The organism is Microtetraspora niveoalba, from assembly GCF_001570405.1.
GTDB lineage: Bacteria > Actinomycetota > Actinomycetes > Streptosporangiales > Streptosporangiaceae > Microtetraspora > Microtetraspora niveoalba.
In genome coordinates this window covers 205702-231114 of sequence record NZ_BBYM01000018.1, presented here as the reverse complement: position 1 = coordinate 231114, position 25413 = coordinate 205702, and the positions used below count along the sequence as shown (strand labels likewise).

At 73.9% G+C, this 25413-nt stretch carries 25 protein-coding genes and 1 pseudogene; 15 read left to right on the top strand and 11 right to left on the bottom strand.

Annotated elements, in window-relative coordinates; translation table 11 throughout:
• The 3 genes from AWQ70_RS19250 to AWQ70_RS19240 all read right to left on the bottom strand — a co-directional run.
• Positions 1–1077 (bottom strand): AAA family ATPase (locus AWQ70_RS19250; protein ID WP_157530183.1); only part of this gene is annotated, 1077 nt, incomplete at its 3' end.
• 164 nt (positions 1078–1241) lie between these two features.
• Positions 1242–1670 carry a helix-turn-helix domain-containing protein gene (locus tag AWQ70_RS19245; RefSeq protein ID WP_067177939.1) on the bottom strand — a complete coding sequence of 143 codons (429 nt, stop codon included), beginning with the start codon at positions 1668–1670 and terminating at the stop codon, positions 1242–1244.
• Positions 1671–1767: 97 nt separating this feature from the next.
• A complete protein-coding gene (locus tag AWQ70_RS19240) occupies positions 1768–2601 on the bottom strand; it encodes an alpha/beta fold hydrolase (RefSeq protein ID WP_067177937.1) in 834 nt (277 codons plus the stop codon).
• 108 nt (positions 2602–2709) lie between these two features.
• On the opposite strand from AWQ70_RS19240, the gene AWQ70_RS19235 reads away from it, so the two are divergent.
• The gene (locus AWQ70_RS19235; protein WP_218004588.1) at positions 2710–3162 is read left to right on the top strand and encodes a MarR family winged helix-turn-helix transcriptional regulator; all 453 of its coding nucleotides are present in this window, start codon (positions 2710–2712) and stop codon (positions 3160–3162) included.
• Positions 3163–3199: 37 nt separating this feature from the next.
• On the opposite strand, the gene AWQ70_RS19230 is transcribed toward AWQ70_RS19235, so the two are convergent.
• Together AWQ70_RS19230 and AWQ70_RS19225 are read right to left on the bottom strand one after the other, a co-directional pair.
• The gene (locus tag AWQ70_RS19230; protein ID WP_067177935.1) at positions 3200–4381 is read right to left on the bottom strand and encodes an FAD-dependent monooxygenase; all 1182 of its coding nucleotides are present in this window, start codon (positions 4379–4381) and stop codon (positions 3200–3202) included.
• A gap of 35 nt (positions 4382–4416) precedes the next feature.
• Positions 4417–7302 (bottom strand): ATP-binding protein, encoded by a 2886-nt coding sequence (locus AWQ70_RS19225; protein ID WP_067177933.1) that lies wholly within the window; start codon positions 7300–7302, stop codon positions 4417–4419.
• A gap of 162 nt (positions 7303–7464) precedes the next feature.
• On the opposite strand from AWQ70_RS19225, the gene AWQ70_RS19220 reads away from it, so the two are divergent.
• From AWQ70_RS19220 to AWQ70_RS19210, 3 genes are all read left to right on the top strand, one after another.
• Positions 7465–7857: a hypothetical protein gene (locus tag AWQ70_RS19220; protein WP_067177931.1), complete on the top strand. Its 393-nt coding sequence runs from the start codon at positions 7465–7467 to the stop codon at positions 7855–7857.
• A 73-nt stretch (positions 7858–7930) separates the two neighbouring features.
• On the top strand, positions 7931–8926 hold the full coding sequence (locus AWQ70_RS19215; RefSeq protein ID WP_067177928.1) for a PP2C family protein-serine/threonine phosphatase: 996 nt from the start codon (positions 7931–7933) through the stop codon (positions 8924–8926).
• Between the two features lie 70 nt (positions 8927–8996).
• Positions 8997–9422, top strand: coding sequence for an archease (locus AWQ70_RS19210; protein ID WP_067178080.1), 426 nt, complete (start codon positions 8997–8999; stop codon positions 9420–9422).
• A gap of 94 nt (positions 9423–9516) precedes the next feature.
• On the opposite strand, the gene AWQ70_RS19205 is transcribed toward AWQ70_RS19210, so the two are convergent.
• Positions 9517–10932 carry an RtcB family protein gene (locus AWQ70_RS19205; RefSeq protein WP_281197063.1) on the bottom strand — a complete coding sequence of 472 codons (1416 nt, stop codon included), beginning with the start codon at positions 10930–10932 and terminating at the stop codon, positions 9517–9519.
• A 152-nt stretch (positions 10933–11084) separates the two neighbouring features.
• On the opposite strand from AWQ70_RS19205, the gene AWQ70_RS19200 reads away from it, so the two are divergent.
• Positions 11085–11438 carry an STAS domain-containing protein gene (locus AWQ70_RS19200; RefSeq protein ID WP_067177926.1) on the top strand — a complete coding sequence of 118 codons (354 nt, stop codon included), beginning with the start codon at positions 11085–11087 and terminating at the stop codon, positions 11436–11438.
• A 36-nt stretch (positions 11439–11474) separates the two neighbouring features.
• On the opposite strand, the gene AWQ70_RS19195 is transcribed toward AWQ70_RS19200, so the two are convergent.
• Entirely contained in the window at positions 11475–11981 is a 507-nt protein-coding gene (locus AWQ70_RS19195) for a winged helix-turn-helix transcriptional regulator (RefSeq protein ID WP_067177924.1), read from the bottom strand.
• 99 nt (positions 11982–12080) lie between these two features.
• On the opposite strand from AWQ70_RS19195, the gene AWQ70_RS19190 reads away from it, so the two are divergent.
• Entirely contained in the window at positions 12081–12446 is a 366-nt protein-coding gene (locus AWQ70_RS19190) for a nuclear transport factor 2 family protein (protein ID WP_067177922.1), read from the top strand.
• Positions 12447–12473: 27 nt separating this feature from the next.
• Here the strand turns inward: AWQ70_RS19190 and AWQ70_RS19185 are convergent, their stop codons facing one another.
• Positions 12474–13064: a GNAT family N-acetyltransferase gene (locus AWQ70_RS19185; protein WP_067177920.1), complete on the bottom strand. Its 591-nt coding sequence runs from the start codon at positions 13062–13064 to the stop codon at positions 12474–12476.
• A 146-nt stretch (positions 13065–13210) separates the two neighbouring features.
• On the opposite strand from AWQ70_RS19185, the gene AWQ70_RS19180 reads away from it, so the two are divergent.
• Complete coding sequence (locus AWQ70_RS19180; protein WP_084517394.1) at positions 13211–14020, top strand: nucleotidyltransferase domain-containing protein; 810 nt, start codon at positions 13211–13213, stop codon at positions 14018–14020.
• A 1-nt stretch (position 14021) separates the two neighbouring features.
• Here the strand turns inward: AWQ70_RS19180 and AWQ70_RS19175 are convergent, their stop codons facing one another.
• A complete protein-coding gene (locus AWQ70_RS19175) occupies positions 14022–14627 on the bottom strand; it encodes a TetR/AcrR family transcriptional regulator (RefSeq protein ID WP_067177918.1) in 606 nt (201 codons plus the stop codon).
• A 170-nt stretch (positions 14628–14797) separates the two neighbouring features.
• Between AWQ70_RS19175 and AWQ70_RS19170 the strand changes: the two genes are divergently transcribed.
• From AWQ70_RS19170 to AWQ70_RS19160, 3 genes are all read left to right on the top strand, one after another.
• Positions 14798–15682: an NAD(P)-dependent oxidoreductase gene (locus AWQ70_RS19170; protein ID WP_067177915.1), complete on the top strand. Its 885-nt coding sequence runs from the start codon at positions 14798–14800 to the stop codon at positions 15680–15682.
• 168 nt (positions 15683–15850) lie between these two features.
• Positions 15851–16339: a DUF5946 family protein gene (locus AWQ70_RS19165; protein WP_157530175.1), complete on the top strand. Its 489-nt coding sequence runs from the start codon at positions 15851–15853 to the stop codon at positions 16337–16339.
• Between the two features lie 559 nt (positions 16340–16898).
• Positions 16899–19709 (top strand): FAD-binding and (Fe-S)-binding domain-containing protein, encoded by a 2811-nt coding sequence (locus tag AWQ70_RS19160; protein WP_067177911.1) that lies wholly within the window; start codon positions 16899–16901, stop codon positions 19707–19709.
• 46 nt (positions 19710–19755) lie between these two features.
• Here AWQ70_RS19160 and AWQ70_RS19155 read toward each other — a convergent pair whose 3' ends face one another.
• The gene (locus tag AWQ70_RS19155; protein ID WP_067177908.1) at positions 19756–20637 is read right to left on the bottom strand and encodes an NAD(+)/NADH kinase; all 882 of its coding nucleotides are present in this window, start codon (positions 20635–20637) and stop codon (positions 19756–19758) included.
• A 343-nt stretch (positions 20638–20980) separates the two neighbouring features.
• Here AWQ70_RS19155 and AWQ70_RS19150 point away from each other — a divergent pair, with 343 nt between their 5' ends.
• Positions 20981–21316: a DUF3703 domain-containing protein gene (locus AWQ70_RS19150; RefSeq protein WP_067178075.1), complete on the top strand. Its 336-nt coding sequence runs from the start codon at positions 20981–20983 to the stop codon at positions 21314–21316.
• Positions 21317–21473: 157 nt separating this feature from the next.
• Here AWQ70_RS19150 and AWQ70_RS19145 read toward each other — a convergent pair whose 3' ends face one another.
• A complete protein-coding gene (locus AWQ70_RS19145) occupies positions 21474–21935 on the bottom strand; it encodes a winged helix-turn-helix transcriptional regulator (RefSeq protein WP_067177906.1) in 462 nt (153 codons plus the stop codon).
• Positions 21936–22028: 93 nt separating this feature from the next.
• Here AWQ70_RS19145 and AWQ70_RS19140 point away from each other — a divergent pair, with 93 nt between their 5' ends.
• The 4 genes and pseudogenes from AWQ70_RS19140 to AWQ70_RS42260 form a co-directional block, all read left to right on the top strand.
• Positions 22029–23270: an MFS transporter gene (locus AWQ70_RS19140; RefSeq protein ID WP_084517392.1), complete on the top strand. Its 1242-nt coding sequence runs from the start codon at positions 22029–22031 to the stop codon at positions 23268–23270.
• A gap of 218 nt (positions 23271–23488) precedes the next feature.
• Positions 23489–24055 carry a TetR/AcrR family transcriptional regulator gene (locus AWQ70_RS19135; RefSeq protein ID WP_067177904.1) on the top strand — a complete coding sequence of 189 codons (567 nt, stop codon included), beginning with the start codon at positions 23489–23491 and terminating at the stop codon, positions 24053–24055.
• 142 nt (positions 24056–24197) lie between these two features.
• Complete coding sequence (locus AWQ70_RS19130) at positions 24198–24896, top strand: pentapeptide repeat-containing protein (RefSeq protein ID WP_084517390.1); 699 nt, start codon at positions 24198–24200, stop codon at positions 24894–24896.
• Between the two features lie 117 nt (positions 24897–25013).
• Positions 25014–25127: pseudogene (locus tag AWQ70_RS42260) on the top strand (transglycosylase domain-containing protein); the annotation flags it as partial.
• Positions 25128–25413: the final 286 nt, after the last annotated feature.

Here is a 25413-nt window from a genome sequence, read left to right as displayed (position 1 = left end):
GTCATCCGCGGTCAGCTCCGCGAGTACGGCGTGCACGCGGCGGACGTCGGCGGGGGCGGCCGCCTCGTGCACCGCGGATCTGATGAGCGGATGACCGAAACGCACGCTGGTGCCCGACACGTCGGCCAGCCCGGCCTCCTCCAGCTCGGCCAGCGCCACCCGCCCGGCCCCGGCCTCCGTCCCGGGCCCGGATGAGGCCGGTCGGGCCGTGTTCGCGCCAGGCCCCGCCGGTCGCTCGGCGAACAACCGCTCGGCGGCGCGCAGGACCAGGTCGAGGTCGGCCTCCACGGCGGCGACCAGGGCGACCAGCCGAGCGGAGGCGGACAACCCGCTCACCCGATCACCGAAGAGCCGGGCGCCGACGGGCAGCGGGTCGGGCAGCGGTTCGCGCCCGGCGAGCTGCGCGGGCGTCAGGCGGGCGGCGATCTCACCGAGAGCGAGCGGGTTCGCGCCGGTCAGCGTGACGAGCTCCCGCTTCACCTGGGCGGGCAGCACGCCGTGGCGGGATTCCAGCAGCTCGGCCGCGGCGGACTCGGCCAGGCCGCGCACGTCCACCGTCAGCGGCACACCCTTGACGGGAGCCTCCCCGCGTACGGCGAACACCATCGCGATCCGTTCCGCCCCCAACCGTCTGGCGGCGAACACCAGCGCGTCGGCCGAGGCCCGGTCCACCCATTGGAAGTCGTCGACCACGCAGATCAGCCCGTCCGGCGCCGCCGCCTCGGCCAGCAGCGAGAGCACACCGGCTCCCACCAGGAACCGATCGCCGGCGCCGCCCGCGGCAAGCCCCAGGGCCGCGCGGACGGCGTCGCGCTGCGGTTCGGGCAGCGCGTCGAGCGAACCGGCCACCGGCCGCAACGCTTGGTGCAGCGCCGCGAACGCGAGGTCGGACTCGGACTCGACGCCGGTGGCCCGCAACACCCGCATCGCACCACCGCGCTCGGCCGCCGCGTCGAGCAAGGCGCTCTTGCCCGCTCCCGCCTCGCCCCGCAACACCACCGCGCCGCCGAAACCGCCGCGAGCCCGCGCGATCACCTCGTCGAGTGCGCTGATTTCCGCGGATCTGCCGTAAAGCACAGGCACCTACTGTAGGAGGCCCCAGCCCGGACCCCGCCGCCCCCGACCGGCGTACGGCCCCGGCCCGGCCGGCCGTGTCAGCCGCGCCACCCGCTCCGGCCGCCGGACGGAGACCAGGAGGCGACGTCGCCCTGCCACATCGACGTGTTCTTTGTAGATCGTGCTCACGGCGCGAGCAGCCCCTCCACGAACGCGAACAGGCGGGCGGTGTCGTCCAGGCCGCCCAGCACGATGATCTTCATTCTGGCCCTCTCCTCGTCGTAGGCCGTCTCGATCCGCAGGGGCTGGGCGCCCGGCCCGGTGTTGGCGGCGGAGGTCAGGAGGGTGGCCACGCGGTGGGCCGTCTCGCGGCTGATCGCGTCGATCTCCACGATGCTCGACACCTCGACGTGCCGCTGCCGCCCGGCCGTCTCGCGTGCGGGCGCGGACACCGGCCGGCCGGTGAACGCTTCCAGGTCCTCGTGCGCGATCCGGTACTGCTTGCCGATGCGGACGGCGGGGAGCCGCCCGTCCCGGACGTAGTTGCGGACGGTGCGGACGTGCAACCCCAGGCGCTCGGCCACTTGTTCCACGGAATAGAGACGATCGTTCACGAAAACTACCCTATCTTCCTGTATCAAGAGAGGCGACAGGGTACTTTGCGGAAAACGCCTTGGCAGGGCAGGGGCGTCGGAGTCTTTCGCGGGGCGGTCAGCCGTTGAGGGCGGCCCGCAGGGCGGCGGCGTAGGCGCGGGGGTGGGTGGTGTTGCCGTTGTGCCCGCCCGGGAACTCGCGCAGCGGCGTGCCGCGCAGGTCGGCCAGGACGGCAGCGCACCTGCGGTCGAAGACGGCGGGCGGAGTGGCGCCGCCCGCGACCGGGACGATGCGGGTGGGCGTGTCCTTCAGCGCGGAGATGTCGAGGGTGTCGTGGACGACCGCGGTGAAGTCGTGCTCGATGAAGAAGTCGAAGTTGCTCACCCGTTGCGGCGTCATCGGCTGCGGGGTGAGGCCGGGTTCGGCGTCGGGGTTGGCGGGGTCGATCCCGAGGACGCCCGCGATCATCGCCAACGCCGGCCCGAGACCGTCGCGCCGGTAGACGTGCTGGATCTCCTCCAGTTCCCGCTCGTGGTGGGCGCGCTCCTCGGGGGGGAGCAGTCGCGGGCTGACCGGTTCGTGGGCGACGAGCGTACGGATCCGCTCCGGGTGCCGGACGGCCAGGTGGAAGCCGATGGAGGCGCCGATGCTGCAGCCGAGCATGAACGCGGGCCGGTCGGTGAGCTCGGCCAGCAGGCGGTGCGCGTCGTCGGCGTGCTGGGCCAGCGTCACCCCTTGGGCGGGGCCGTCGAGGATGCTGCGTGAGAGGCCGCGCCGGTCGTAGGTCACCACCCTGTAGTCGTCGGCGAGCCGGTCGACCAGGTCGGCGCTGCGTCCGGCGTCGCCCTCGCCGCTCTGCGAGATGAGCAGCGTCGGGCCGGCGCCGCGGACCTCGTAGTAGAGCGTCGCGCCGGGTACGCGGAGCGTGCCGGTCGTCTTGGCGGCGTTCATGGCCGTTCCTTTCGGGGTGGGCTCGGTGCGGTCTGATCGTGATCGACGATAACGCATCAAATCTGATGCATCAAGTTTGATGTATCTGGAGTGATGTAAATTGAGGGGGTGAACGGAGTCGAGTTGTTCCTGCTGGGGCGGACCCTGATGAAGATCGGAGAGGAGGCCCTGCCCACCGAGGGCATCGGGCAGCACTCCACCAGTGTCCGGACGGTCCTGATCGTGGCCAGCGACGTGCGTGCCCGCCCCGGCAGCGCGGTCGGCGAGATCGCCACCCGGACCGGCCTCCCGCAAAGCGCCGTGTCCGGGGCCGTCGCCCGGCTCCGCGAGGCGGGCGCCGTCGTCACCGAACCCGACCCCCGCGACCGCCGGCGGCTTCTCATCCGGCCGGCGACCGAGACCTCCGCCCGTGTGGTGGAGGTCAGGTCGACGCCGATCGACTCCGCGCTGGCGGCCGCCGTGGGCGGCGACGATCCGGAACGCGTCGCCCGGATCGTGGCGCTCCTCGAGGAGCTCGCGCGCCACCTGCCTCCGGAGGCGCTCACCCGCCTGCGCGACTGAGGTCGCCGGCGCCGCGGACAGCGGCTCGTCCGGGAGATCAGCTGTAGTCGCGGAGCGTGATGTTCTCGGCGGCCTTGCGGGCCATGACAGCCGCCATGTTCTTCCCCGGCAGGTACGGCATGACCTTGTAGTAGCGGTTGAGGACCGAGGCCAGCAGCCGGCTGCCCGGCACCATGAGCTTGGCCACGCCGTCACCCATCTTCTGGCAGCCGGTCGCGTACTCGCGCATCTCCCGCTCGTAGCGGGCGAACGCGATCCGGTGGTCCCCGTCGGCGGCGGCCAGCTCTCCGGCCAGGACGTACGCGCCGACCAGGGCGAGCCCGGAGCCCATGCCCGACAGGGAGGACGGGCAGTAGGCGGCGTCGCCGACCAGGGCCACACGGCCGCGGCTCCAGGCGTCCATGCGCACCTGGGCGACCGAGTCGAAGTAGAAGTCGGGCGCGTACCGCATGTCGCGCAGCAGCCGGTCGGACTGCCAGCCGTTGCCGGTGAACCGCTCGGCCAGCACGGCCTGCTGACGCGTCACGTCGCGGCGGTCCAGGCCGAGCTCGGGGGAGCCGAAGTAGAAGACGGCCTTGGCCTCGGTGTTGTGGCGGGCGCTGTACATCGCCACGAGCTTGCCCGCGGTCCGGTAGGCGTGGCCGGTGTGGTCCAGGCCGAGGTGGTTGGCGGTGGTGAAGATCGCGCAGTAGACGCCGAGGTGCTTGACGAACCGCTCTTCGGGCCCGAACGTGAGGCGGCGGGTGGTGGAGTGCAGCCCGTCGGCCCCGATGACCAGGTCGAACCGGCGCGGCGCGCCGCGTTCGAAGGTGACGGTCACGCCGTCGGCGTCCTCGGTGAGCGAGGCGACGGAGTCGCCGAAGACGTACTCGGTGTGTTCCTTGGTGGCGTCGTACAGGATCCGGGCCAGGTCGCCCCGGAGGATCTCGACGTCTCCGGAGAACAGGTCGGCGGGCAGCTTGGCCTGCGGCCTGCCCGCGCCGTCGACGTACGACATGGAGCCCATGCCGGTCCTGGCGCGCTCGATGTCGTCCAGTACGCCCATGCGGCGCAGCACGGACAGGTGCGCCCGGCCGCGGAAGTCGACGGCGTAGCCGCCGTCACGCAGGGCGGGGGCGCGCTCGACGATCGTGGGGGTGAAACCGTGGCGGTGGAGCCAGTAGGCGAGGGCGGGGCCGGCGACGGAGGCGCCGGAGATCAGCACGTTGACGTTCGTCATGGCGCAGAGCGTGTCCGGGAGGGCTCACCGCGGGCTCACCGCCCGCTCACCGCCTCCACGAGGATGTCGGGCAGGCCGAGCAGGCGCAGGTCGTCGGGGGTGGACAGGCCCAGCGCGGCCGCCGCCTCCGCGGCCTGCCGGTACCGCTCCCGGGCCGCGGCGTGGTCGGCGCGCGCCTCGGCGACACGGCCGAGCCCGGCCAGCGTGCGCACCCGGTGGCCGACGGACCTGACCCAGTGCGGGTCGAGGCGTTCCAGCGCCTCGCCGTACAGCCGCTCGGCCTCGGCCAGGTCCGCCCGCGACAGGGCGATGTCGCCGAGACCGCGCAGGGCCGCGGCCAGATAGGTGGAGCCGCTGGCGCGGCGGGCGAGGCCGGCGGCCTTCTCGTAGGCGTCGCGGGCCGCCGCCGGGTCCTCGGCGGCCAGCAGGTCGCCCCGGTTGACCAGCAGGTCGGCGCTCTCCTCCAGCGCGCCGAGCCGCTCGGTGAGCGTCAGCGCCTCGTCGGTCAGCGCGATCGCCGTCGCCCGGTCGCCGCGCGCGCCCGCCAGGCCGGCGAGCGTGTCCAGGGCCAGCGCGGTGCCCCACCGCTCGCCGAGGGCGCGGAAATCCCGGAGGGCCGTGCCGAAGTCGCGCTCGGCCCGCGCGGTGTCCCCCTCCCCGAGCGGTCCGAACCCCGACACGTACCGGGCGACCGCCCGCAGCCACGGCTCCGGGCAGCCGAGCTGGGACGAGACGAGCGCGAACGCGTCATGCGGGTCGCCCTCACCCGCGGCGCGCAGCACCCACAGCAGCAACACGACCGGGTGGCGGCCCGCCCGGGTGCCCGGCCAGGCGTCGGCCAGCGCCTTCTCCGCCGCCGCGCGGTGCCGCCGCCACACCGGCCGTCCGGCGGCCGCGCAGGCCGCCAGCAGGACGCACGCCGCGTACTCCTCGCCGAGGCCCGGCGGCGGCACGTCGCCCATCGCCTCCAGCAACGCGATCGCCCGCGGCGCGGCCGAGCCGGCCACGCCCCGGATCCACAGGTACGTCAGGGACGAGGCGAGCAGCTCCAGGGCCGTCTCCACCTCGGGCGCGTCGACCGCCCAGCGCACGGCCGCCTGGAGGTTGCCGTGCTCGGCCGCGAGACCTTCCAGCCACTCCAACTGCTCCGCCCGCCGCAGATGGGGGTCCGCGGCCCGCACCAGCTCCAGGACGTGCCGGGCGTGGGCGCGCCGCACCGGCTCGCGCTCACCCGCCGCGTCCAGCCGTTCGGCGCCGTACGCGCGGATGGTCTCCAGCATCCGGTACCGGCCGCCCGCGACCTCCAGCAGCGACTTGTCGACCAGCGACTCCAGTGTCCGTCCGTCGGCGCCGCACACCCGCGCGACGGAGTCCGCGGTCGCGCCCCCGGCGAAGACCGTGAACCGCCGCGCGGCCCGCCGCTCGGGCTCCGACAACAGGTCCCAGCTCCACGCGACCACCGCGCGCAGCGTGCGATGCCGTTCCTCGGGCGTACGGGTGCCGCGGGCGGCGACCTCCAGCCGGTCGTCCAGCCGCCCGGCGAGGTCGTCGATGTCCAGCGTGCGCAGCCGCGCCGCGGCGAGCTCGACGGCCAGCGGCAGGTTGTCCAGGGCCGTGCAGATCCGGCGTACGAGCCGGGGGTCGGGGGCGTACCCTCGCCGCACGGCATCGGCTCGTTCGGTGAAGAGCCGCGCGGCCGCGTCGTCGCCGAGGGGCCGCACCTGCCAGAGCGCCTCGCCGATGATGCCGAGCGGCTCACGGCTGGTGGCCAGGATCCGCAGCCGCGGGCAGGCCGCCAGCAGCCGCGCGGCCAGCGCGGCGACCTCCTCGACGAGGTGCTCGCAGTTGTCCAGCACGAGCAGGATCCCCCGGTCGGCCAGCGCCGTGATGAGGCGGTCGACCGGGCCCGGCGACCCGCCCCCGATGTGGAGCCCGTTCTCACGCAGGCCGAGTGCGCCCAGCAGCGTCCGCGCCAGGCCGTCGCCGTCACCCGACGCCGCCAGCTCCACGAAGCACACGTCGCCGGCCTCGCCCCGGGCCACCTCGACCGACAGCCGGGTCTTGCCGACGCCGCCGGGGCCGACCAGTGTGACCAGCCGGGCCACCCGCAGCAGCTCGGCGACCTCGGCCATGTCCTCGGCGCGGCCGACGAAGGTCGTCAGCGGGGCGGGCGGCGCGGCGGGCGACGGCGAGGAGTCGGCGCTCAGCAGCTCCCGGTGGAGCGCGACCAGGTCGGCCGACGGATCGGCGCCCAGTTCCTCGGCCAGGCGCCGCCTGGTCTCCTCGAACACGACCAGCGCCTCCGCCTGCCCGCCCTCGGCGGACAGCGCCCGCATCAGCAGTCCAGCCGTCCGTTCCCGCAGGGGATGACGGCCGACCAGCTCGCGCAGCTCGGCCACGGCCGCACGATGCTCGCCGAGCCGCAGCTCGGCCTCGATCCGGTCCTCGAGCGCCGTCAGCCGGCGCTCCTCCAGCCGTACGGCGGCGGGCCGGGCGATCTCGCTCTCGGCGAGGCCGGCCAGCGCCGATCCCCGCCACAGCCCCAGCGCCTCGCGCAGCAGCGCGACCGCCCGCGGGGCGTCGCCGTCACCCAGCGCGGCCCGGCCTTCCCGGGCCAGCCGCTCGAACCGGCCGGCGTCCACGTCGTCGTGATCGACCATGATCCGGTAGCCCGTCCCGGCCCTCTCGATCGGGGCCGCCGCGCCCAGGGCGGCGCGCAGCCGGGACACCTGGGACTGCACCGCGTGCGCCGACAGTGCCCCGCCGGGGTCGATCTCCTCGGCCAGCCGGCCGGCCGGCACGACCTCGCCCGGACGGACCAGCAGCAGCGCCAGCAGCGCGCGGCGGGACGGTCCGCCCAGCGCGACCTCGGCCCCGTCCGCGTGCCAGGCCCGCGTCTCTCCCAGGATCCCGAACCGCATGCCGGTGATTATCCACCGGCCCCGATCATCACCGCGCGGTATCCGCTCACTATGATCTACACCGTAAAGGCGCCGAGCACGGGGCCGATCCGGGCGACCGCGGGCCGGTCGGCGGGGCATACCCTCGACGTACGGGCCCGACGCGCGGGGGGAGGTGCGCCGATGCCCCGCAGTCATCACTTCCACCTCGACATGGGAGAGCACTCCGTCACGGTGCGCACCGGCCAGGTGCGGGGAGAGATAGAGCTGCTGGTCGACGGCAAGGTGGTCGGCTACCAGCGCCCGCACACCCGGCGGTACGGAGCGGCGCGGGAGTTCGCCGCGGAGCTGCCCGGCGAGCCGCCTCAGCCGTTCCGCGTCATCCTCGGCGGTCCCGGCGACACCGGGGAGGAGCCCGGGTGCGTGCTTGAGATCGGCGGGCGGCGCCTCCCCATGCCGTCCGTGCCCGCCGAGCACCCGGAGCGGCCCCCCGGAGCGGTCATGTGGGCGTACCTCCGGCGGCGGATCGGCCGGCTCCTGCGCCGCCTGCCGGCGCGGCGCGCCCGCTCGCGGTGACACCGGCGGGCGCCTCCCCGGCGATCGGCCACCTGCCGGGAAGGCGCCGTGGCGGTGGGTGTAGGCAGGAGATATGCGCCTGCGGCCGTCGTTCGCGCTCCGGCGTCGCCCCTGGCGCGCCAGTGACGCGCTGCCGGCGTTCCCGCTCGCCCTGATCGGGGCCATCGCGGTGGTCGACGTGATCACCCCGAACGGCGTGCCGCTCGGCCCGCTGCTGATCGTGGCGCCCGCGATCACCGCCTCGTTCGCGGGCACCCTGGTCACCGGGCTGATCGGGGCCGTCGCGGTGGCGTGCCTGCTCGCCATCGGCCTGAGCCAGGGGGAGGCCTTCCTGGGCTCGATGTACTACCAGTCGCAGCTCATCTCGCTCGTGGTGGTCTCGGTCATCGTGACGGTGTTCCGATGTCTGCGGGAGCGGCACTCTCGTGAGCTGGCCCAGGTGCGCACGGTGTCGGAGGCGGCGCAGCGGGTGCTGCTCAGGCCGCTGCCGCGGCGGCTCGGCCCGCTGCGGGTGGCGTCGGTGTACCTGGCGGCGGAGGCGGAGGCGCAGATCGGCGGCGACCTCTACGCGGCCGTACGCAACACGTCCTGCACCCGGCTGATCGTCGGCGACGTGATGGGCAGAGGCCTGACCGCGATCAGCGACGCGGCCCTGCTGCTCGGCGCGTTCCGGGAGGCCGCCTCTCGTCAGGCCACCCTGCCCGACCTGATGGCCTATCTGGACCGCAGCGTCTGCTGGGACCTGGCCGCGCCCACGGAATCGGAGAAAGTGGGGGAGTGCTTCATCACCGCCGCGATCGTCGACATCCCCGACGCCGTGCCGCGGATGCGGATGGTCACCTGCGGGCATCCGCCCCCGCTGCTGCTGCGGCGCGGGGAGGTCACCCCGCTGCACGCCCGGAGGCCGGCCCCGCCGCTGGGCCTGGGCGAGCTGACCGCCGTGGAGTACCTCGTGGACACCTTACTCGTCCGCCACCTGCGCGCCGGCCTGCTCGCCCACGTCGGCGGGCACCTGGCCGACGACGCGGCCATGGTCGCCATCCAGCGCGCCCCCACCCACGAGGGGTGAGTCTCGCGTCCACGTCGTCGGAGGGGGCCCGGGGTTTCCCTCGCCGCGGATTGCTGATGGAGTGGACAGCGTGAGCAGGGGTCACAGGGCGGTCCCCCACACGGCCGACATCGCGCTGGAGGCGTGGGCGGACAGCCGGGAGGAGTGCCTGGCCGAGGCGGTACGGGCGCTGGTGGAGACCTTCGCCGACGTCGGCGAGGCGGTGCCGGACGACAGCGTCGTGGTCACCATGGCCGACGAGACGGACGAGGAACTTCTCGTCACGCTGCTCGACGAGGTGGTCTACCAGGTCGAGGTGCCCGGCCGGGTGGCGGTGGACGTGTCCGTCGACGAGCGGACGGGCGCCACCAAGGGGCAGGTCGAGGCGAGGCTGGCGACCGTCCCGGCGGCGTCGGTCGAGCAGGTCGGCGCGCTGCCCAAGGCGGTCGCGCTGCACGGGCTGCGTTTCGGGCGCGAGGCCGGGACGTGGCACGCCCACATCGTGGTCGACGTCTGACGCGCCGTACGGGGAGTCGCACGGCCTGGCCTTCGGCTCCCCGGACAGGCCGGTTCGTCGGGCGCTCCGGCTGTCGGTCGGGACCGGGAGCGCGTCAGCCCTTGACCACGCCGACCGGCCGCAGCTTGGCCACCTTGCGGGCGAGACCGGCCCGATCGCACGCCTCGACCACCGCGTCCACGTCCTTGTACGCCTCGGGGGTCTCCTCGGTCAGGCCGCGCGACGACGCGCCGCGCACCGCCACCCCCGACGCCCGCAGCTCGGCCCGCAACCGGGCCGCCGTGGTGGTCCTGACCGCCTGGTGGCGGCTCAGCCGGCGGCCCGCCCCGTGGCAGGCCGAGGCGAACGCGGGTCCGTCGGGCACGCCGGCCAGGACATGGGAGCCGGCGCCCATCGAGCCCGGCACCAGCACCGGCTGGCCGACCGCCCGCAGGTCGGCGGGCAGGTCCTCGTGGCCGGGCGGCAGCGCCAGGGTCGCGCCCTTGCGGTGCACGCACAGGCGGCGGCCCCGGTGGGTCTCCAGCTTGGCCAGGTTGTGGGACACGTCGTACAGCAGGGTCAGGCCGTCGTCGCCGAGGGCGTGGCCGAAGGCGCGCCGGGCCGCCTGCCCGAGAAGCTGCCGGTTGGCCCGCCCGTAGTTCGCGGCGGCCGCCATCGCGGCGAGGTACGCGCGGCCCTCGGGGGAGTCGACGGGCGCGCAGGCGAGCTGCCGGTCCGGCACGGTGATGCCGTAGCGCGTCATCGCCGCCTCCATCCTCCGCACGAAGTCCGTGCAGATCTGGTGGCCGAGTCCGCGCGAGCCGGTGTGGATCATGACGCAGACCCGGCCCGGCCACAGGCCGTACGCTTCGGCGATCCGCTCGTCGTAGACCTCGGCGACCGCCTCCACCTCCAGGAAGTGGTTTCCCGAGCCGAGGCTGCCGACCTGCTCCAGCCCGCGCTCGCGAGCCCGGGCGCCGACCGCGTCCGGATCGGCGTCGGCGACGGCCCCGTGGTCCTCGCAGCGGTCCAGGTCCCGCGGCTCGCCGTGGCCCCGCTCCACGGCGTACCGGGCCCCGCCCGCCAGCAGCTCCTCGAGCTCGGCGGGACGGCGCAGCCGCCACACCGCGCCCTGGGCCATTCCCCGGGGGACCGCGGCGCTCAGCGCGTCCATCAGCGCGGCCAGGCGGGGGCGCAGCCGGTCCACGTGCAGGTCGGCCAGCAGCAGCCGCACCCCGCAGGAGATGTCGAACCCCACCCCGCCGGGGGAGACCACGCCGCCGTGCGCGACGTCCGTGGCCGCCACCCCGCCGATCGGGAACCCGTACCCCCAGTGCACGTCGGGCATGGCGTACGCCGCCTCGACGATGCCCGGCAGCGTGGCCACCGCGGCCACCTGCGCCAGGGACCGGTCCGCCGACGGGTCGGGCAGCAGCGCCCGGGTGGCGAAGACGACCCCGGGCACGCGCATCGCGCCCTGTCGTTCGATCCGCCACCGGTAGGGCGTCTCCTCGACCAGATCCAGAGCCATCGTGGTCACGCCGACGTCCCCTACCCCGCGCCGCCCGCCGAATCGGTGACGGTGTTGCTCTGGTGATAAAGCGGACAGATGTGCTAAATGTTATCAAGCTGGTATAAACGAGACTTGTGGTGGGAAATCGTCGAGTTGCGGAAGGGGAGCGCATGTCGCGGCTGTGCATCACGGCGAAGCCTGACGGAAGCCGTACGGTCGTCCGCCCGCGGGGCGACATCGACATGGCGACCGCGGGAGCGCTCCGCGACAGCCTCGACCTCGTCATCCGCCGTTCGCCGGTGCCGCACGTCGAGCTCGACATGAGCGACGCGCCGTTCATGGACTGCGCGGGACTGCGCGTGCTCCTCCCCATGAAGCGGCGGGCCGAGCGGAGGGGCGGCAGCCTCACGCTGGTCAACGTGCCGTCCCAGATCGACCGGCTCCTGTCCGCGGTCGGCCTCGACCACCGCCTGGAGGCGAACGGACGGCGGCGCGTCCCGGTCCCGCGCCCCTCCTCGTCGTAGGAGGTCACCCCGTCCGGCGCGCGCGGCGGGGCCGCTTCAGGCGTCGTGCCGGGCGGCGGCGACCGCCTCCGCGTACGCCGCGGCGAGCCGTTCGGTGGCCGTGGGCCGGCCGGTCTCGGGGCGCGGCACGCCGAGGTGCCGCTCACGCAGCTCCGCCATGAAGTCCTGCCACAGCTCGGGGCCGCCCGCCTCAAGGAGTTCGGCGCGTACGCGCAGCTCCGGGGTGGTGGGGCGGTGGCGGAGGCCCCACGCGCCGAGGTGCGCCATGACCGGGACGAGCTGGATGGCGGCCTCGGTGAGGCTGTAGGCGGCGCGCCGGCCGCGCCCCGCGTCGTCCCGGGTGAGGAGCCCCGCCTCGACCAGCGTCCGCAGCCGGTCGGCCAGGATGTTGGAGGCGATCCCCTCCTCCGACCGGGACTGCAACTGCCGGAAGTGGCGGCGGTCGCCGAACATCACGTCCCGCAACACCAGCAGCGTCCAGCGATCGCCCAGCACCTCGATCGCGGCATTGATGGGACAGCCGGAACGCGGCCCGTCGGTCATGTCACCCCCACACAGACTGCTTGCAGTTTAGTATCACTCCTCGGAACGCCCCGGCCGCTCGCGCGGTGCGAGCGGTCGCGAGACCGAGGAGCGAGAGCCGTGTCGAGGAACAAGCAGACCGTCGAGACCTACCTCGACGGCTTCCGCAAGAACGACCACGCGCAGATCCTGTCCTGCCTCACGGACGACATCGAGTGGACCGTCTTCGGCGCGTTCCACCTCAAGGGCAAGCAGGCGTACGACGAGGCCATCGACGGGCCCGGCTTCGTCGGACCGCCCCGGCTCGAAGTGGTGCGCATGGTCGAGCAGGACGACGTGGTCATGGCGGAGCTCACCGGTTCCGCGACGCGCGACACGGGCGAGGTCATGCGCATGTCCATGGCCGAGGTGTTCGTCATGCGGGACGGAAAGATCGCCCAGCGCCGGGCCTGGGTGATCGAACTGAAGGAGAACGACCACCGCTGAGCCGCCGCGCACGCCGCACGGCGCCTTTCAGCGCGGGCGGCGGATCATCGCCCAGGTGCGCGGGCCGTTCCCGGGCAGATCGACCTCGGCGGTTACCTCGAAGCCCAGCCGCCGGTAGAGGCGCACGTTCGCCTCGGTGGACGTCTCCAGGAACGCCGCGACCCCGGCCTCGTCGGCGGCGTCGAGCCCGGGCTCGATCACGGCCCGGCCCAGCCCCTGCCCCTGATGGCCGGGGTCGACGCCCACGGTGCCGAGGAACCACACGGGCTCGGCCGGGCGGTGCGGGGCCATGGCGGCCTCCGCCGACTCGGAGAACGGCGCCCGGTCCCCGCTCAGCTCGGCGAAGGCCGGCGCGAGCTCCGCGAACACCTCGCCGACGCCCGTGTCGTCGGGGGTGGTCCAGACGGACACCGCCTCACAGTCCGGCGTGACCCAGACCCGGCCGTGCGGCAGCCCGATACGGGCGACGAACAGCTCCTGGAACCTGGCCACCCGGCCGAGATGGTCGTCGGCCGCGACCGTGTGCCGCGTCCACGGGTAGTCGGCGAAGGCGCGGGTGAGCGTGCGTACGGCCGGCTCGATGTCGGCCTGGTCGGCGAGGCGGACGGGGGAGGACATGCAACTCCAAAACAGGAAATATGCGGATGCCTAGTCTAGGTGGTTCGCGTGATCTTCATGACTTGTCTTCCGCCGACCGGAGACACCGCGTCGACGCGGTGCCGTCCACGGCCGTCGTCCGCTTCGCACAGGAAACGAGACTTTCCATGAACGACCAGATGTTCCTCGACCATGTCGCCGACCGCCTCGCCGCCCTGCCCGCCGTCCAGGCCGTCACCCTCGGCGGCTCCCGCGCCCAGGGCACCCACACGCCGGAGAGCGACTGGGACTTCGCCCTCTACTACCGGGGCGGTTTCGACCCGGCCGACCTGCGGGCCGTGGGCTGGGAGGGCGAGGTCTCCGAGATCGGCGGCTGGGGCGGCGGCGTCTTCAACGGCGGCGCCTGGCTCCGCATCGACGGCCGCGGCGTCGACGTGCACTATCGCGACCTCGACGTCGTCGAGCACGAGCTCGCCGAGGCGGAGCAGGGCCGTTTCCGCTGGGAGCCCCTGATGTTCCACCTCGCGGGCATCCCCAGCTATCTGGTGGTCGCCGAGCTGGCCGTCAACCGGGTCCTGCGCGGCACGCTGCCCCGGCCCGGCTACCCCGAGCGGCTGCGGGCGGCCGCCCCGCGGGCGTGGCGCGACCGGGCGGCGATGACCCTCCAGTACGCCAGGGCCGCGTACGCCGTACGCGGCCAGCTCGCCGAGGTCGCGGGCGCCCTCGCCACGGCGGCGATGTGCTCGGCCCACGCGGTCGTCGCGGCGCGGGGCGAGTGGGTCACCAACGAGAAGCGGCTCCTGAGCCTGGCCGGCCTGCGCGGGATCGACACGATCATGGCCGGGCTGCGGCCGGATCCCGAGGCGCTGACGCGGGCGGTCGACGACGCGGAGGCGCTGTTCGAGGCTCCGTGGTTCGAGGCTACGTACTTCGAGGCTCCGTGGCGGCCCGGCCCCGGCGGGGAGCGGCGGGGTTGAGTCAGCGCGCCGGTTCCTGCGGGGCGGCGCAGCCGTCCAGGAGGGGGCCGAGTTCGCGGGTCACGGTCGTGAGGGCGCGCACGTCCCGTTCGGACCTCGCGATGAGGATCGCCCCCTCCAGCGCGCTGATCATGAGCGTCGCCAGCGAGCCCGCCCTCTCGCGCGGCACGCCCATGTCCCGCAGCGCCTCGGCGACCGGGCGGCTCCATCGGGCGAACGCGTCGGCGGCCGCCGTCCTCGTCGACTCGGCGGCCTCCGCGCAGTCCACCGTGGCGGCGGCCACCGGGCAGCCTCCGGCGAACCCGGCCGCCCGGAACTCGTCGATCCACTGCTGCGCCATGGCGGAGAACAGGCCGCTCGGTGACGGCTCGGGCATGGCCGCGAGAAAGCGCGCCACGCGGTCCGCGGCGTAGCGGCCGGCCCACGCCACCGCCTCGTTGACGAGCTGCTCCTTGCCTCCGGGGAAGTAGTGCTGGAGCGATCCCCGTGGCGCTCCCGCGTGCGCGGCGACGTCGCGCATCCCCGCCGCGGCGACACCGCCGCGCCGGATGAGCTGGGCCGCGCTGAAGACCATCCGCTCGCGCGGCCCCCGCTCGGAAACCGTCATCCCGACCTCCCGTCCGACCCGCCGACGTGGAACGCGCCCGCCCCTGCCGTACAGCGCGGGCGAACCCTCTATGACGATTGTCATACACCCGTCTACTATGACGACTGTCATAGTCCGCGGCCGGTGATCCGCGGTCCCGGGCCCTCACGGAGGCGAGGAGGCGGTTCGCGGTGGACGTGGGTTTCATCGGCCTCGGTGTCATGGGACTGCCGATGGCGCTCAACCTCGCCCGGTCCGGAACGGCGACCGTGGTCTGGAACCGCACCACGGCCAGGAGCGAACCGCTGCGCGCGGCCGGCGCGGCCGTGGCGGACGGTCCGCGCGAGGTCTTCGATCGGGCCCGCGTCGTGATCCTCATGCTGGCCGACGGCGCCGCCGTCGACTCCGTCCTCGGCCGCGGCACGCCGCGGTTCGCGGCGAACGTCGCGGGGCGCACGATCGTCCACATGGGGACGACGTCACCCGGCTACTCCCGCGGCCTGGAAGCCGACGTCCGCGCGGCGGGCGGCCGCTACGTCGAGGCCCCGGTCTCGGGCTCGCGGGAGCCCGCGGAGGCGGGCCGGCTCGTGGCGATGCTGGCCGGGGAACGCGCGGCCGTGGAGGAGGTGCGCCCGCTGCTCCGGCCGATGTGCCACGAGTCGTTCGTCTGCGGACCGGTCCCGAACGCGCTCGTCATGAAGCTCTCGGTGAACCTGTTCCTGATCACCCTAATCACCGGCCTCACCGAGGCGTACCACTTCGCCGACCGGTACGGGCTGGACCGGCGGCAGTTCCTCGACGTGCTCGACGCCGGTCCGATGGCGAGCGGCGTGTCCCGGATGAAGGCCCCCAAGCTGATGGACGGCGACTTCGCCGTGCAGGCGGCGGCCCTGGACGTGCTGAAGAACAACCGCCTGATCGCCGAGGCGGCGCGCGAGCGCGACCTGGCCTCGCCGTTGCTGGACGTCTGCCACGCCCTCTACGCCGAGACCGTGGCCCTGGGGCACGGCGGCTCCGACATGGTGGCGGTGCTGCGGGCCATCGAGGCCAGGACCGACGCCGCCGCCCGCCCCTGACCCTTGGCGGTCGCCGTGCAGGATCACGGCTCAGGCAGCTTCTGACACTCCAGCTGCACTTCGTGGTCTGCCAGACCTCATGGCCAACAGGACCTTAGTGCGGCAGGGCATGAGACGGCGCCGATAATCCATCGCCAAGGTCGGTGCCGGTTACCTATGTTGCAGCCCATGGCGAACATCCACATCACGGGTCGGTGCGACTGCGGTGCGACGGCCGGCCCACTGGGCACATGCGTGGACTATTACCACGGGATCCTGGCCGAGGAGCAGTCCGATCCGCAGATGTACAGATGGCACGCGCCCGTGGTCTTGACGTATCTCCTGCAGCATCCTTCCCTTGCTCATGAGAAATACCTCGACAACCAGTTTCGCCAGCTGCAGCTCTACGTGGATCAGGGCCTCGACGCACTGCTCCGCCTGGCGGCTCATCAGGTGGCACGGAACAACCACCGAGCACGGCTGGGCTACGACATGGCACCGTTGGCGGCATACGCACCGCTCCCGCAGGGGGAACCCCCCAGCCACTTCCGCGCTTCGTTCAGCGGGTTGCCGTTCAGGGACGACAGCTTCGTGTCCGACGGACATCTGGCATACGGGGACCGCATCAAAGCCATCGCCGAAGCGACGGTGGAGTCCTGGAGATCCGCCCAGACCTGATGCTGGAGGGCCGGCGTGAGGATGTCCGCGCCGACTGCTGCGGTCGAGGGTGAGGTGCATCCCGCGGGTGCGGAAAGCCGGGCGACGGCCGGAGCGGGAGCGGAGTCGCGCGATGATCAAGGGATTCATGCGTTAGCCGGTTGAATCCGACATAGCGGGTACTCTGGGTGCGCTCGCGGGTTCCAGGCGCCGCCCGGTGCGGGCGACCGCGCACTCGATGACCGCACCCGGCGTCGGCCGCCTCCACGGGCCCCGGTCCGGACGGCCAGAGCGACGCCGGACGGTCCCGCTCCGCACACCGCCCGCCGCCGAAGCGCGCCGCGGGGCCGCCGTGTACCGGTCGGCGGCGGGCCGGACCCGGACCGCGGGTCGCCCGACGCGGGGCCGGGGACGCGGGACCTGGACCGGGGGATGCCGTCCCCGGCCCGAAGATCTACGATCGACCCGCGCCCGCAGGGAGGCGGACCGGCGCCGCCGGCGAATCCCGGACGGTGGACCGGCGCCGGCAGGCACGGCGGGCCGGCGGCCGCCAGACGAACTCCAGACGAACGAAGAGAGCATGAGCGTCACCCACTCGGAAAGACCGCGACGGCTGACCCCGCCCGACCCCGCCGTCCTGTCGGCCGTGGAGGCCGCGGCCCCGGGGATCACGCGTACGCGGGCGAGCGACCGGCTGGGCATGGCCCACGACGCCTCGCACTACCTGCTGACCCCGCAGGCGGTCCTGGTCCCCGAGAGCGCCGAGCAGGTCGCGGCGCTGATGCGGACCGGCCTGCCGCTCACCTTCCGTTCCGGCGGCACCAGTCTGAGCGGGCAGGGCGTCAGCGAGCACCTGCTCGTGGACACCCGCCGCCACTTCCGCGGCATCGAGGTGCTGGACGGCGGCGAGCGGGTGCGGGTGCAGCCCGGCGCGGTGCTGCGCCAGGTCAACGCCCGGCTCGCCGCGTACGGCCGCAAGCTGGGGCCGGACCCGGCCAGCGAGTCGGCCTGCACGATCGGCGGGGTCGTCGCCAACAACTCCAGCGGCATGACCTGCGGCACCCACGCCAACACCTACCGGACCCTGGAGTCGATGGTCCTCGTGCTGCCGAGCGGCACGGTGATCGACACCGCCGCCCCCGACGCGGACGCCCGACTGCGCGCCCTGGAGCCGGAGCTGGCGGAGGGCCTGGAACGGCTGCGCGACCGCGTCCGCGGCAACCCCGAGTCGGCGCGCCGCGTCAAGGCCCAGTTCTCCCTGAAGAACACCATGGGGTACGGGCTCAACAGCTTCCTCGACCACGACACCCCGGCGGAGATCCTCGCCCACCTGGTCGTCGGCAGCGAGGGAACCCTCGGTTTCGTGGCCGAGGCGGTCTTCCGCACCGTGCCCGCCCACCGCATCGCCGCGACCGGCCTGCTCGTCTTCCCGACGCTGCGCGGGGCGATGGCGGCCATGCCCGAGATCGTCGCGGCCCGTCCCGCCGCCGTCGAGCTGCTGGACGCCGAGTCCCTGCGGGTCGCCCAGACCGACCCGAAGGCCGACCACGTCCTGCGTACGCTCGCGGTCGAGGCGCACGCGGCGCTGCTGGTGGAGTGGCAGGAATCGGACCCGGAGCCGCTCGCCGCGCGGGAACGGGACGCCGAGCGGATCTTCGCCGAGCTGGAGCTGGCCGCCCCGGCCCGCCTCAGCAGGGACACGGGGGGCCGGGCGGCGCTGTGGCACATCCGCAAGGGCCTGTACGCCTCCGTCGCCGGAGCCCGTCCCAGCGGCACCACCGCCCTGCTCGAGGACGTCGCCGTGCCCGTGCCCGCCCTGGCCGACCTCTGCGACGACCTGACGGGGCTGTTCGCCCGGTACAGCTACGAGCGCAGCGTCGTCTTCGGCCACGCCAAGGACGGCAACCTGCACTTCATGCTCAACGAGCACTTCGGCACCGACCTGGGGCGGTACGCCGACTTCACCGAGGACATGGTCCAGGCCGTCCTCGACAGGGGCGGCACCCTGAAGGCCGAGCACGGCACCGGCCGGGTCATGGCCCCGTACGTCCGCCGCCAGTACGGCGAGGAGCTGTACGAGGTGATGCGCGAGGTCAAGCGCCTGTGCGACCCGGCCGGGGTGCTCAACCCGGGCGTGCTCCTCACCGACGACCCGCGCGCGCACCTGCGCGACCTCAAGCCCGTCGCCACGGTGGAGCCCGAGGTCGACCGGTGCGTGGAGTGCGGCTACTGCGAGCCCGTCTGCCCGAGCCGGGACCTCACCACGACCCCGCGCCAGCGCATCGTGCTGCGCCGCGAACTGGCCGCCGCCCACGCCGCCGGCGACCACGCGCTCGCGCGGACGCTGGAGGAGGAGTACGGCTACGACGCCGTGGACACCTGCGCCGTGGACGGCATGTGCGCCACGGCCTGCCCGGTGTTCATCAACACCGGCGACCTGACCAAGCGGCTGCGCGCCGAGCGCCACGGACGCGCGGCGCGGGCGGGCTGGACGGCCGCCGCCAAGCACTGGGACGGCGTCACCCGGGCCATGAACCTGGCCATGGACGCGGCGGCGGCGGCCCCGCCCGGGCTCGCCGAAGGCGCCAGCCGGGCGGCCCGCGCGGTCGCCGGGCCCGACGCCGTCCCCCAGTGGAGCCGCGACCTGCCGCGCGGCGGCACGCCCCGGCGCGCCGCCCCCGCCGAGTCGCCGGACGCGGTCTACGTCCCGTCCTGCCTGAACACCCTGTTCGCCCCCGCCGAGGGCGGTCCGGGCGTCATGGCCTCGCTGCCGCGGCTCGCCGAGCGGGCGGGCCTGCGGCTGCGTGTCCCCGAGCAGGTGGCGAACCTCTGCTGCGGCACCCCGTGGTCGTCCAAGGGGTTCACCGGCGGGTACGAGGCGATGCGCCGCCGGGTGCGGGAGACGCTCGTGGCGGCCACCGACGGCGGCCGGATCCCGGTCGTCAGCGACGCCGCCTCCTGCACGGAGGGGTTCGAGCGGCTCGCCGCCGCCGTCCAGCCCGAGGTGCGGGTGCTCGACGCGGTGGCCTTCGTGGCCGAGCACGTCCTGCCGCGGCTGCCCGAGGGGCGCCGGATCCCGTCGCTCGCCCTGCACCCCACGTGCTCCTCGACCCGCCTCGGCCTGGACGCCGCGATCACGCGGATCGCCGAGGCGGTGGCCGAGCGGGTCGTCGTGCCCGAGGGCTGGCAGTGCTGCGCCTTCGCGGGCGACCGCGGCCTGCTGCATCCGGAGCTGACCGCCTCCGCCACCCGCGCGGAGGCGGAGTCGGTGGCGCGCGGCGGCTTCGCCGCGCACGCGTCGGTCAACCGGACCTGCGAGATCGGCCTGACCCGCGCCACCGGCGAGACCTACCACCACCTCCTCGAACTGCTGGACCGGGTCACCGCGTGACGGCGCCCCGCCCCGTCCCCGGGCCTCTTCCGGGGGCGGGGGCGGGTCAGCCGACGTCCGGTGAGTCCGGCGGGATCGCCAGGATCTCGGGGGAGTCGGTGAGGCTGAGCTTCCTGCGTACCCGCTCGTAGAACGTGGTGAGGCCGAGCCGGACGACGTGCGCGGCGGCGGGCCGGGGCTGGATGCCGATGCACTCTCCGGGGCCGACGTGCCCGGCGACGTTGCCGTCGACCTCGACGGCGAGCCGGCCGCTGGCCGGGAGCACGGCCAGCTCGACGGTGTCGCGCAGGGACAACACCACGCCGCGGTTGTGCGCGGAATGCGGGGAGGCGGGGGTCACCAGCAGGGCCTCGATCTCGGGGTTCACGATCGGGCCCCCGGCGGAGAAGCTGTACGCGGTCGACCCGGTCGTGGTGGCGACGATGACGGCGTCTCCCGCGTAGCCGATGAACGGCCGGCCGTCGACGCGCACCGCGACGACGGCGGTCTTGTTGCCGGGGACCCGCACCACCGCGACGTCGTTGAATGCGGTGACGAGGCGGGAGTCCAGGACGGCGTCGACGGCCACCCGGGGCTCGATGGTGAATCGATGGGCGTCGATGGCCGAGAGCGCTCCGGCCAGGTCGGGCACGTCGACCTCGGCCAGGAACCCGAGCTTGCCCACGTTCACGCCGAGGACCGGGGCACACTGCCGGTCGGCCAGCCGCATGGCCCTGAGCATGGTGCCGTCCCCGCCGAGGCTGACGACGAGTTCCGAACGCGGGCCGAGCTGCTCGGCGGGCACCGGGATCACCGCGCCGCCGAGCCGTCGTACCTCGTCATCGATGCCGAGGACCAGGGCGTCCCTGCGGGCGGCCCATTCCAGGATCGCGGTGACCGCTTCGGCGCAGTCGCGCCGGGGGTGCAGGACCAGGCCGACAGAGCGCACGGCGAGCCTCCGTGGTGAAGCCGAGGACCCGGGCACCGCTCCGCGTCGTGGGAGTTCGGAGTCGTGAGAGGGCTCAGCTCGTCCGCTGTCTCCCGCGCGGGCGGCACGGCGCGCCGTACCCGCCGTCGCGGAGAAGTGTCCTGTTTGTCGTCGTATGGGAAGTCTAGTGGCCCGCCCTCGATCGCCCCTGGCCGCCGGGCCTCCTTCCGGGGCCGAGGGGGTGGCGTGGCGATGAGTGCCGTAGGCGAAGGAATTGACAGCGCACGATCATCCTTCACTATTCTGTACATATGAACAGCTCTTCAGATGAGCGCTTGGGGGACTCCCGTTGATCGGCCGCCCGATGCCCGCCCACGTACGGGCCGCCTACCGCGCCGAGATGCGCGCCGCCCGCTCCGCCATCGACGCCCCGGCCCGGTGGCGGCACCTGGAGCGGGCGCACATCCTGTCCCAGCCCTGGCCCTGGCCGCACACCCGCAACCACATCGCCATGTTCGCCCTGGCCGTCGCCCAGCGGGACCGGCGCGAGGCGCTCGGCCAGGTGGTGCGCATCATCGTCGCCGCGCCCGGCTCCGCGCTCGGCCGCTATCCGGAGGGCAACACCGGCCGCGCCGGTGTCGCCCTCACCGAGCCGATGCCGATGCCCGCCGACCTGGCCGAGCTGCTGCGAGCCGCCTGAACGCGGCGACGAGGCGGGCAGGCCCCACCGAGAGGCCTGCCCGCCTGCTCTGCCGCGATGCGTTCACGTGGGGGGCGGCCGGTTCTCCATCGCACCGCCCACCCCTGCTTGGCCGCGACACACCCGGCGCCGCGTCCGGCCGACCCGGCGGCTCCCGTCAGGCCGGGAGCGAGCGGTCGATCTTGTGCACCACCGTGTCGTCGGGGCCGATCGGCCGGCCGTCTGCCGAGCGGACCTCCAGCGGCCGCAGCGGGCGCCCGGTGCCGCGTTCGACGAGCTCCGAATGCGGCTCGCCCGAGGTGAAGAAGTGGGCCTCGCCCCACTGCCGCAACGCCACGATGACGTTGAAGAGATCGCGCCCCTTGGGGGTCAGGACGTACTCGTTGTAGGCGCTGCCGTCGGACGCGGGGACGACGTCGAGGACCCCGCCGTCGACGAGCGCGCGCAGGCGCGCCGCGAGGATGTTCTTGGCCACGCCGAGGCTGCGCTGGAACTCCCCGAAACGGCGGCTGCCGTCGAACGCGTCCCGGACGATCAGCAGGGACCACCAGTCGCCGATCGCGTCCACCGATCGGGCCACCGGGCAGTCGCTGTCGTCGAAGCGTGTGCGCCTGACCATCGCGTCCTCCCTCACACAGGCCGGTTGCAACATGCTACCAATACGCCCTATGGTCCAAGGAAGTAGCAAGTTGCAACCATTTGGAGGACGTACGTGACGTGCCCGGCCGAGACGACGGAAAGGGCGGCCGCGACGGAGGCCCCGGGGAGTGGGCCGCCCGAGTCCACGCCGTCGCGCCGCACCACACTGCTGTTCGCCGCCGCCTGCGGGACGGCGGTCGCGAACGTCTACTTCGCCCACCCCCTCCTGGTCACGCTGGGCCGTACCTTCGCGATCGGGGAGGGGGCGGTCGGCGCGGTCGTCACCCTCACGCAGATCGGCTACGGGCTCGGGCTGTTCCTCCTCGTCCCGCTCGGCGACCTGGTCGACCGGCGGCGGCTCGTGGTGACGCAGTCGCTCCTGCTCGCGGCCGCGCTGGTCGCCGTCGGCACCGCCGCGGCGGCGCCCGTCCTGCTCGCCGCCGCGGCCGCGGTGGGGTTCCTCGCCGTCGTGACCCAGACCCTGGTGGCCTTCGCCGCCTCCCTGGCCCCGGCGGAACGTCGCGGGCGGGTCGTCGGGCAGGTGACCGGTGGCGTGGTCGTCGGCATCCTGCTCGCCCGCACGGTCTCCGGCACCTTGGCCGACCTCGCCGGATGGCGGTCGGTCTACCTCGCGTCCGCGGCCGTCACGCTCGTGATCGGCCTGGCCCTGCGCCGCGCCCTGCCGAGCCAGGCCGCGCCCGCCGCTCGCATGACCTACGGCCGGCTGCTGCGCTCGACGCTCGCCCTGTTCGCCCGGGAGCCCGTGTTCCGGGTCCGCGCCGTGCTCGCCCTGCTCGTCTTCGCCGCGTTCAGCACCCTGTGGAGCAGCGTCGCGCTGCCGCTGAGCGCGCCCCCGCTGTCGCTCTCGCACACCGCCATCGGCGCCTTCGGGCTCGTCGGCGCGGCCGGCGCCCTCGCCGCCGCCCCGGCCGGGCGCCTGCACGACCGCGGCCTCGGCGGGCGCACCACCGGCGTCGCGCTGGCACTGCTCGCCGCGTCGTGGCTGCCTCTCGCGTTCGTCCCCCGGTCGCTCTGGGCGCTGGTCGCCGGCGCGCTCGTCCTCGATCTCGCCGTGCAGGCGGTGCACGTCACCAGCCAGAGCATGATCTACGCGCTCCGGCCCGACGCGGGCGGCCGGCTCATCGGCGGCTACATGGTCTTCTACTCGATCGGCAGCGCCGCCGGGGCCGTCGCCTCCACCGCCCTGTACGCCGCCCGCGGCTGGGGAGCCGTGTGCGTCCTCGGCGCCGCGATCAGCTCGGTCGCGCTCGTCCTGTGGGCGGTCACCCGGCGCGACGCGGGGGCCGTCCCGTGACCGGCGGCGGCCCGCAGAGGCGTCACGACGCGCCGGCCGGCGACGGGGAGGCCGCTGCGAGAGCGACGCGATAAGTGGTACAGTCGCGTACCAATTGGTACTCGGCTGTTCCGCTTCTTCCCGGTTCGCCTTGCGGCGAATCGCCTACCTTTGCCCTGCTCCGCAGGGAGTGCGATTCCTCCTCCACCTGAAGGCGGAGGTTTCCTCGGAGGTTTCCGATGACCGACACGAACCAGCCCCTTCGTTCCGACGCCAGGCGGAACCGGGACGCCGTGCTGGCGACGGCGATGCGCGTGCTCAGCCGACGGCCCGACGCGAGCATCCAGGAGATCGCCGACGCGTCCGGTGTCGGCCGGACCACCGTGTACCGGCACTTCCCCGCGCGCGAGGACCTCGTGCGCGCGCTCTTCGCGGTGGTCGTCGAGGAACAGCGGGCGATCGTCTCCTCGGCCGTCGCCGAGGGCGGCACGGTCGCCGCGGTCCTCCGCCGGCTCGGGCCCGGGATCGTCGCGGTCGGCGAGCGCTACCGCTTCCTCGACGCGCACCGCGGCCTCGTCGTCGAGGACCCCCTGAAGGACCCCGCGCCGGACGAGCCGCTGCTCGCCTGGCTCACGGCCGCGCACGAGCACGGCCGGATCCGGCCCGGCCTGCCGCCGGACTGGGCGTACGCGATGATCCGCGCGCTGGCTCTCGGCGCGAACGAGGAGGTCGTCGCCGGACGCAGAAGCCCGGAGGAGGCGGGCCGCCTTCTCGGCGAGACCCTGGTGCGGGCCTTCGCCGCGTAGCCCCGTCCGTTCCGTTCGTCGACAGGTTGGGAGTGAAAGGCATGAGATCTCGTCGCGACGCGCACCCCGGCGACCGCGGGCGCGAACCGTCACGCGGCACGTCGCAGCGGACCGCCGCGGGACGCCGGATCGGGGGTCCGGCGTGGACGTGACCGAACTGCTCGCCACGCAGCGGGTCGTCGAGGGCCTCGACCTCTCCGAGACGGCGCTCACCGACGTGCTGGCCGCGGAGCCGTACGTCTTCAGGGACTGCGACCTGTCGCGGGCCGATCTGAGCGAGGCCGACCTGGTAGGTCACGTCTTCGAACGCTGCGTCCTCGAACAGACCGACTTCCGGGGCGCGGACCTCGAAGGCGCCCGCTTCACCGGCGGCGGGGGCGCCAGGACCGCCTTCGTCCGCGCGGAGCTGACGGACGCGGCGTTCAGCGGCGTCGATCTGTCGGGCGCCCGGTTCGGCGGCGCGTTGCTGACCGACGTGAGCTTCACCGGATGCCGGATGATCGGCGCCGCGCTGAACGGGGCCCGGGGGACGTCCTTCCGCGTCTCCCGCTCCAACCTCACCCTGGCCGACCTGTCCGGGTGCTCGTTCCGCAAGCAGGAGCTCGACGGCGTCCGGCTGGACGAGGCCAACCTGGCCGCCTGCGACTTCACGGAAGCCGTGTTCCAGGACTGCCGCCTCACCCGGGCGCGGCTCGTCGACACGACGTTCACCCGGGCCGACCTGCGCGGCGCCGATCTGGGCGAGCTCGACGACGGCCGGCTGCGCGCGCTCACCGGCGCCGTCATCAGCTCCGCCCAGGCCGCCGCGATCCTCGGGGCCCGCGGCCTGACCGTGCTCTGACCCGCTCCCGCGAACGGTCGTACCCGGGGCGGCCCGGACGGGTGGGCGAAGCGCCCGGCTGATGAGGGGGAGTTCAACGGAGCGTGGCTCGCCTGAACAGGGAGTATGCCGAAATAGATATCGATAGCGGCGGCCAGGCGGTTCTTCGGCGTCCCGGCGTCCAAGCTCACCCTGCCGCAGGCCGCGACGCTGGCCGGAGCCGTGCAGGATCCCAACGCGACCGACCCCAACCTGGGCGCCAAGCAGCGCGAGCGGCTGCTGAAGCGGCGCGACGTGGTGCTGGACCGGATGGCCGAGCTGGGCCGGATCACCCGGGCCGAGGCGGCGAAGGCGAAGGCCGCCAAGCTCGGATACAAGGGCACGCCGCTGCCGGGCGGCTGCGAGACAAGCGTCTATCCGTACTTCTGCCTGTATATCCGGAACGAGATCCTGAACAGTACCGACTTCGGCGCGACGCCCGAGGCGCGTCGCGAGCTGCTCAACCGCGGCGGCCTGACGATCAGGACCACGATCGACC